Annotated in this window: 7 protein-coding genes; all 7 read right to left on the bottom strand. The window is 60.5% G+C overall.

The annotated features are described in order from the left end of the window. A partial coding sequence (locus VJV58_RS21175; protein ID WP_324139319.1) for a 2-oxoglutarate dehydrogenase E1 component occupies positions 1–1,988 on the bottom strand: 1,988 nt, incomplete at its 3' end. 134 nt (positions 1,989–2,122) lie between these two features. After that, complete coding sequence (gene sucD / locus VJV58_RS21180) at positions 2,123–3,007, bottom strand: succinate--CoA ligase subunit alpha (protein WP_324139320.1); 885 nt, start codon at positions 3,005–3,007, stop codon at positions 2,123–2,125. A gap of 34 nt (positions 3,008–3,041) precedes the next feature. Further along, on the bottom strand, positions 3,042–3,521 hold the full coding sequence (locus tag VJV58_RS21185; protein ID WP_324139321.1) for a DUF1579 family protein: 480 nt from the start codon (positions 3,519–3,521) through the stop codon (positions 3,042–3,044). A gap of 4 nt (positions 3,522–3,525) precedes the next feature. Then, positions 3,526–4,722, bottom strand: coding sequence for an ADP-forming succinate--CoA ligase subunit beta (gene sucC / locus VJV58_RS21190; RefSeq protein ID WP_324139322.1), 1,197 nt, complete (start codon positions 4,720–4,722; stop codon positions 3,526–3,528). A gap of 42 nt (positions 4,723–4,764) precedes the next feature. Beyond that, positions 4,765–5,733: a malate dehydrogenase gene (gene mdh, locus VJV58_RS21195; protein WP_324139323.1), complete on the bottom strand. Its 969-nt coding sequence runs from the start codon at positions 5,731–5,733 to the stop codon at positions 4,765–4,767. A 108-nt stretch (positions 5,734–5,841) separates the two neighbouring features. Beyond that, on the bottom strand, positions 5,842–7,026 hold the full coding sequence (gene zapE, locus VJV58_RS21200) for a cell division protein ZapE (protein ID WP_324139324.1): 1,185 nt from the start codon (positions 7,024–7,026) through the stop codon (positions 5,842–5,844). 121 nt (positions 7,027–7,147) lie between these two features. Further along, entirely contained in the window at positions 7,148–7,684 is a 537-nt protein-coding gene (gene thpR, locus VJV58_RS21205) for an RNA 2',3'-cyclic phosphodiesterase (RefSeq protein ID WP_324139325.1), read from the bottom strand. Positions 7,685–7,753 lie beyond the last annotated feature (69 nt).

Here is a 7,753-nt window from a genome sequence, read left to right on the forward strand (position 1 = left end):
GTGCCGCGTTCGCTATCCTGTCCCGATAGCCGGACGTGATGGCCTTCCTCCAGCAGCGTACAGAACGCCAGCGCTTCGCCGGTCGCCCAATCGACACCGACGCCGCCGTCGATCGCCTTGGCCCGATTTTCCAGGAAGCGCTGAATGGTGCGATGAATCCTGAAGCCATCAGGCACCCTGGTGATCTTGCGGCCGATGTCCTTCAATCCGGCGATATCAACGCCGGTTACTCCGCGACGCGCCTCTTCTTCCGCATCCGCGGATTTGAAGCCGGCCCATTTGCCGTCGAGCCAGTCCGCCTTGTTGGGCTTGTAGCCTGAACCGGCTTCCAATTCGGCGTCGAGCCGCGCGCGCCAGTCGGCCTTTGCTTTTTCGATCTCGCCCTCAGTCATCACGCCTTCGGCAATCAGCCGCTTGGAATAAATTTCCAGCGTGGTCGGGTGCGAGGCGATCTTCTTGTACATCACCGGCTGCGTGAACGCCGGCTCGTCGCCTTCGTTATGGCCGTGCCTGCGATAGCAGAACATATCGATCACGACCGGCTTGTGGAATTTCTGCCGGAACTCGATCGCAACCTTGGCCGCGAACACCACGGCTTCCGGATCATCGCCGTTGACGTGGAAGATCGGGGCGTCGATCATTTTCGCCACGTCCGAGGGATAGGGCGAAGAGCGCGAGTAACGCGGATAGGTCGTGAAGCCGATCTGGTTGTTGACGATGAAATGCAGCGAGCCACCGGTTCGATAGCCCTTCAGGTCCGACAGCCCGAAGCATTCGGCCACCACGCCTTGGCCGGCAAACGCGGCATCGCCGTGCATTAGCAGCGGCAGCACCGAAATCCGCATGTCCGGCGGATCGCCGTGCTGGTCCTGCTTGGCGCGCACCTTGCCGAGCACGACGGGATCGACGATCTCCAGATGGGACGGGTTGGCTGTGAGCGACAGATGGATTCGGTTATTGTCGAATTCGCGGTCCGACGAGGCGCCGAGATGATATTTGACGTCGCCCGACCCCTCGACGGCATCGGGATTGGCCGAGCCGCCCTTGAATTCATGGAACAGCGCGCGATGGGGCTTGCCCATCACCTGGGTCAACACATTTAGGCGACCGCGATGCGGCATGCCGACCACGATTTCCTTGACCCCGAGATTACCGCCGCGCTTGATGATCTGCTCCAGCGCCGGGATCAGCGACTCGGCGCCGTCGAGCCCGAAGCGCTTGGTGCCGGTGAATTTGAGATCACAGAATTTCTCGAAGCCTTCCGCCTCGACCAGCTTGGTCAGGATGGCTCGGCGCCCTTCCCGGGTGAAGCTGATCTCCTTGTCCGGTCCCTCGATACGCTCCTGAATCCAGCCTTTCTGCGCGGGGTTGCTGATGTGCATGAACTCGACGCCGAGGGTCTGGCAGTAGGTGCGCTCGCAGATCGCAACGATTTCCCGCAACGTCGCGTATTCCATCCCGAGCACGTGATCGAGGAAGATCTTGCGGTCAAAATCGCCCTCGGAGAAACCGTACGAGCGAGGGTCGAGTTCCTCGCGGTTGCGCGGCGCCTCGATCCCGAGTGGGTCGAGCTTGGCGTGAAAATGGCCACGCATGCGGTAAGCCCTGATCAACATCAGCGCCCGCACCGAATCGCGAGTCGCCTGATGGACATCGGCAGCGGTCAGTTCCGCGCCTTTGGCCTGGGCCTTGGCTGTCAGCTTGTTGCCGACAGACTTTTCGACCTCGGCCCAGTTGCCGTCGAGCGCGGAGGTCAGTTCGTCGCGTGGCGTGAGCGGCCAGTGGTCCCGGGCCCAGGACGGTCCTTCGGCATTCTTCCTGACGTCCGCGGGGGTGTCCTTTAGACTTTTGAAAAATTCCTGCCATTCCGGGTCCAGGGAAGACGGATCTTTCTCAAACCGGGCGTAGATTTCGTCGATGTAGCTGGCGTTTGTGCCCTGCAAAAACGAGGAGAGGGCAAAGGCGGCGTTCGCGTCCTGGCGAGACATGAGTGCGTCCTGGTGATTTCGATTTGCGCATGGAAAACGGCGCAACATCCGATCCGGGCACCGGATCAGGGTGATAGCAGGCCTTTTACCCTATTTAAGGTGAATGTTCGCCCCGAAAAGAGCCAAAGAATGAATTAGCTCTTCAATTTTTCGACGAGCGTTTTGCCGAGCCGCGCCGGGGACGGGGAGACCGTGATTCCAGCAGCTTCCATCGCGGCAGTCTTAGAGCCGGCGTCGCCCTTGCCGCCGGAAATAATCGCGCCCGCATGGCCCATGCGGCGGCCAGGCGGAGCCGTAACGCCGGCAATAAATCCCACCATCGGTTTCTTCCGCCCGCGCCTCGCCTCATCCTTGAGGAACTGGGCGGCGTCCTCCTCGGCCGAACCGCCGATCTCGCCGATCATCACGATCGACGTGGTTTTGGGATCGGCCAAAAACATTTCCAGCACCTCAATGAACTCCGTGCCCTTGACCGGATCGCCGCCGATCCCGACCGCTGTGGTCTGGCCGAGGCCTTCCTGCGAGGTCTGGAAAACCGCTTCATAGGTAAGCGTGCCTGAGCGGGAGACGATGCCGACATTGCCCGGCTTGAAAATGTTGGCTGGCATGATTCCGATCTTGCACTCGCCAGCGGTCATCACGCCAGGGCAATTCGGTCCGATCAGCCGTGATTTCGATCCGGAAAGCGAGCGCTTCACCCGCACCATATCCAGCACCGGAATCCCCTCGGTGATGCACACAATCAGCGGAATTTCGGCATCGATCGCCTCGCAGATCGCGTCCGCGGCCCCCGGCGGCGGCACATAGATCACGCTGGCGTCGGCGCCGGTCTGCTCGCGCGCCTCCTTGACGGTATCGAACACCGGCAAACCCAGATGGGTGGCGCCCCCTTTGCCGGGCGAGGTCCCGCCGACCATCCTGGTGCCATAGGCAATTGCCGCTTCGGAATGAAACGTGCCGTTCTTGCCGGTAAAGCCCTGGCATATGACTTTTGTGTTCTTGTCGATCAGGATGGACATGGCTGGGATTGCTTTCGCGAGACGATCGGTAAGCTCAGTGGATACGCCGGTAAACCCCGGTGAGCACATCGGCCCATCCTTCGGCGTCCGGCGAAAATTGAATTTTCATGGCATAACTGTCCTGGTCGAGGATTTCATAGATGTGGCGCGCATTGCCGCGCAGCGAGCCGCGCACCAGGATCAGCGACTTGCCGCTCCATCCGCCTGAGGCCGGCGAAGGCGGATAGTAGCCCAACGAATCGTGCCAGAACAATTTGTACAGCCTGTCCTCGCGGTCGTAGGTGAACACGCCATGGCTGGCGAAGATTTCCTTGCCGTCGCGCATCTGGCGCGCATTCTGGATCAGGTAGAAGCCGTTGAGATCAATCCGCGCCGAGACATGCGAGGTGGCCGGACCGCCCTCGGTCCAACGCGATGGATAGACCATCTCTTCTCCGCTCCACTCGCCCGCGAACGCCGCGAGCTTACGGTGCTCCTCCAGCGGCTTCGGCGCGGCGAGATGATCCTCGGCCATCAATTCAAGTCCCCTTCACGGCCTTGACGATTTTCTGCGCGGCGTCGTCGAGATTGTCCGCAGGCAGCACGTTAAGGCCGGATTCCCGAATGATCTTCTTGCCGGCTTCAACGTTGGTGCCCTCGAGCCGCACCACGAGCGGCACTTTGAGTCCGACTTCCTTTACCGCGGCGACCACGCCCTCAGCGATGATGTCGCACTTCATGATCCCGCCGAATATGTTGATCAGGATGCCCTTCACGCTCGGATCGGCGGTAATGATCTTGAACGCGGCCGAAACCTTGGTTTTGTCGGCGCCGCCGCCGACGTCGAGGAAGTTGGCCGGCGCCATGCCATAGAGCTTGATGATGTCCATCGTCGCCATGGCAAGTCCGGCGCCGTTGACCATGCAGCCGATATTGCCGTCGAGCGTCACGTAGTTGAGATCGTATTTCGACGCCTCGATTTCCTTGGGATCTTCTTCGGTCTCATCGCGCAGCACCGCCACTTCGGGGTGGCGGAAAAGTGCATTGTCGTCGAACGACACTTTGGCGTCGAGCACGCGAAGCAAGCCCTGCCTGGTGATGACCAGCGGATTGATCTCAAGCATCGCCATGTCCTTGGCGACAAAAGCTGCATATAGCTGCATCACCAGCCGCTCAGCCTGCTTGGCAAGATCGCCTGATAATTTTAGCGCCTTGGCGACCGTGCGGCCGTGGTGAGCCATGATGCCAGTGGCCGGATCGACCGAAAACGTAACAATCTTCTCGGGCGTGTTGTGCGCCACCTCTTCGATGTTGACGCCGCCCTCGGTGGACACCACGAACGATACTTCCGAGCTCTCGCGGTCCACCAGCATCGAGAGATAGAACTCCTTCTCTACATCGGAGCCCTCCTCGATGTAGAGCCGGTTGACCTGCTTGCCCTCCGGTCCGGTCTGCACGGTGACCAGCGTAGCTCCGAGCATTTGCTTCGCGTATTCGTTGACTTCGCTAATCGATTTGGCGATGCGCACGCCGCCCTTGTCGCCGGCAGAGGTTTCCTTGAATTTGCCTTTGCCACGACCGCCCGCGTGAATCTGGCTCTTCACCACCCAGATGGGGCCGCCAACCGTTTTCGCGGCGGCATCGGAGTCTGCAGGCCGCAGTACCGCTATGCCTTTCGAGATCGGCACGCCGAATTCATGCAGCAGCGCTTTGGCCTGGTATTCGTGAATATTCATGAGGCGCTCCCGAGAGCAAGGTTCGGCGTGATCAATCTGCGCTCAGCGCCCAAGCAGGTCCGGCGCGATTTTCTTGCAGGCATCAACCAAGCCCTGCACCGCTCCCACCGATTTATCGAACGCTTCCCGATCCTTGCCGCCCAGCTCGATCTCGACGATGCGCTCGACGCCCTTAGATCCGATCACGACCGGCACCCCGACATACATGTCCTTGACGTTGTATTCGCCGTTCAGGTAGGCGGCACATGGCAGCACTCGTTTCTTGTCCTTGAGGTAGCTCTCCGCCATCGCGACGGCTGAGGCGGCCGGCGCATAAAAGGCCGAACCGGTCTTGAGCAGGTTGACGATCTCGGCGCCTCCGTTGCGCGTGCGGTCGACAATTTCATCGATCCGCGCCTGCGAGGTCCAACCCATCTTGACGAGATCGGGCAAGGGAATGCCGGCTACCGTGGAATATCGCACCAGCGGCACCATGGTGTCGCCATGGCCGCCCAGAACGAAAGCGGTCACGTCTTCGACCGAGACATTGAATTCATCGGCCAGAAAATACCGGAAACGTGAGGAGTCCAGCACCCCCGCCATCCCCACCACCTTCTTGTGCGGGAGCCCTGAGGCCTTTTGCAAGGCCCACACCATCGCATCGAGCGGGTTGGTGATGCAGATCACGAAGGCGTCCGGCGCGTATTTTTTAATGCCGGCTCCGACCTGCTCCATGACCTTCAGATTGATGCTCAACAGATCGTCGCGGCTCATGCCCGGCTTCCGCGGCACGCCGGCAGTGACGATGCAGACCTTGGCGTGGTCCAGTGCTTCGTAGGAATTGGCGCCGGTGAAATGAGCGTCAAACCCATCGACGGGAGAGGATTGCGCGATGTCGAGCGATTTGCCCTGCGGCACGCCTTCGGCGATGTCGAACATCACCACATCGCCCAATTCCTTCAAGCCGATGAGGTGAGCCAACGTCCCGCCGATCTGACCGGAACCAATCAAAGCAATCTTGTCGCGCGCCATGGGCAATCTGTCCTTTGAAGATCAAGCAGGAGGGTACCGAGAGCTGGATGGCTGGTTATCCCTTTCGCCGGACCCGTTCAAGTCGCGGTAGGGCTAAATGCCAACCGTTCACGTCTCCACGAGCCCGGTGCTTGTCCCGCTGGCTGCAGAATCCTTGCGGCCATGCGGCAGCGCCAGGTAGGATTCCGAACTCATCTCGATCAGGCGAGAGGCGGTCCGCTTGAACTCGTTCGCCTCATAGCCATCGCTCGCGACATAGAGCGACGCCGGATCAGCCGCGGCAGAGGCCATCACTTTCACGCCGTTGTCGTACAGCGTATCGATCAACGCGATGAACCGCTTGGCGGCGTTGCGCTCGGGATAATCCATCACGGGAACGTGGTCGATGATGATAGTGTGATAATCATGCGCGAGGCGCAGGTAATCAGAACCACCGAGCGGCTTTTCGCATAAATCGGCAAAAGAAAAACGCGCCACTCCGTCCGCTGCGCAGGGCACGTGCAAGATGCGGCCCTTGATCGAAATCTCCCGCGGCCTGCATCGCGCGTTGCCGGTCATCTTGCCCCAAGCCCGGTTCAGTGCCGCGTCAGCGGCATGATCTGCCGGCACCAGCCACATCTTCACGCCCGCGAGTTTTTCCAGGCGGAAATCGGTGCGTGCCTCAAGGCGCAGGACGTCCATGTGATCTGCGATCTCGGCGATGAACGGCAGGAACAGGGCCCGGTTCAGACCGCCCTTGTACAGGTCCTCGGGCGCGACGTTGGAGGTCGCCACCACCACGGTTCCCCGTTCAAAAAGCCTGTCGAATAATCTGCCCAGGATCATCGCATCGGCAATGTCGGTGACGTGAAATTCGTCAAAACACAGCAGCCACGCTTCATCGAAAATCGATGCGGCAGTGAGCGCGATCACGTCGTCATCGGCGATGTCGCCACGCGCGATACCTTGGCGGAAGTCGTGGATCCGCTCGTGCACCTCCGCCATAAATTCGTGGAAGTGGGCGCGCCGTTTGTTCTCAACCGAGCTGTGCTCGAAGAACATATCCATCAGCATGGTCTTGCCGCGGCCGACATCGCCGTGAATGTAGAGACCGCGCGGCGGCGGCTCGTTCTTGTCCGCGAATAGGCGTCCCAGCAAGCCTTGCTTGCGCAGCGGCTTGTATCCGGCAAGCCGCTGCTCCAGGCCAGCCAAAGCCTCGGCGGCCTGCTGCTGCGCCGGGTCGGCCTCAATCGCACCAGAGGAAACCAGGAATTTATAATGAGCGCTGAAGGACTGGGAGTTAGTGGAGAGCATGCTCCCTTACGGCCGAAGATGAACAAAAATGCAAGCCGAGAATGGCTGCCGCCCTTCGGCTTCGGCGGCGCGGGCCGCTTTTACATCGGCGATGATAGCTGCGGGCGTGGCGATCGACGTCTCACGCACTCAGTGCGTAGGAATCCTCGACCACGTAAGGCCCGCCGCCCGTGGAGGCGCGCGACGAGAACAAGACAAATCGCGAGGCTGTAAATACCCGGGTCGGGAAATAGCCCCGCACGGAGAGGTAGTCGGCGACATCCTGATTGGAGGCATCGCGCAACCGTGCCAGCGTTACATGCGGAATGAACTTGCGGCCCTCGGGATCGAGCCCAAGACGCTGCATCAGGCGTTCGAGCTCCGCCTGCAGCTCGATCAGGGGCCGACTCGGTACCACCTGCGCCACCACGGCGCGCGGCTTTTTTCCGCCAAAAGTGGAAAGGCCGTTCACGGCCACCTCGAACGGTTTGCGGTTGACCCGAAACAGCATCGAGGCGATTTCATTGGCCGCAACTCCGTCGATATCGCCAATGAAGCGCAGCGTAAGATGATAATTTTCAGGATCGATCCAGCGCGCGCCCGGCAAGCCGCCACGCAAGCTGGAAAGTGTCTGGCCGATTTCGGCCGGAATTTCCAGTCCAGTGAACAAACGCGGCATCGCATGACTCCCGATGCTTGGGGATGCCTCCGAAATCGCAGCCGGGACAACCTGTCCGTGCTGGCAGCA

This window comes from Bradyrhizobium sp. (genome assembly GCF_035273305.1).
Lineage (GTDB): Bacteria > Pseudomonadota > Alphaproteobacteria > Rhizobiales > Xanthobacteraceae > Bradyrhizobium.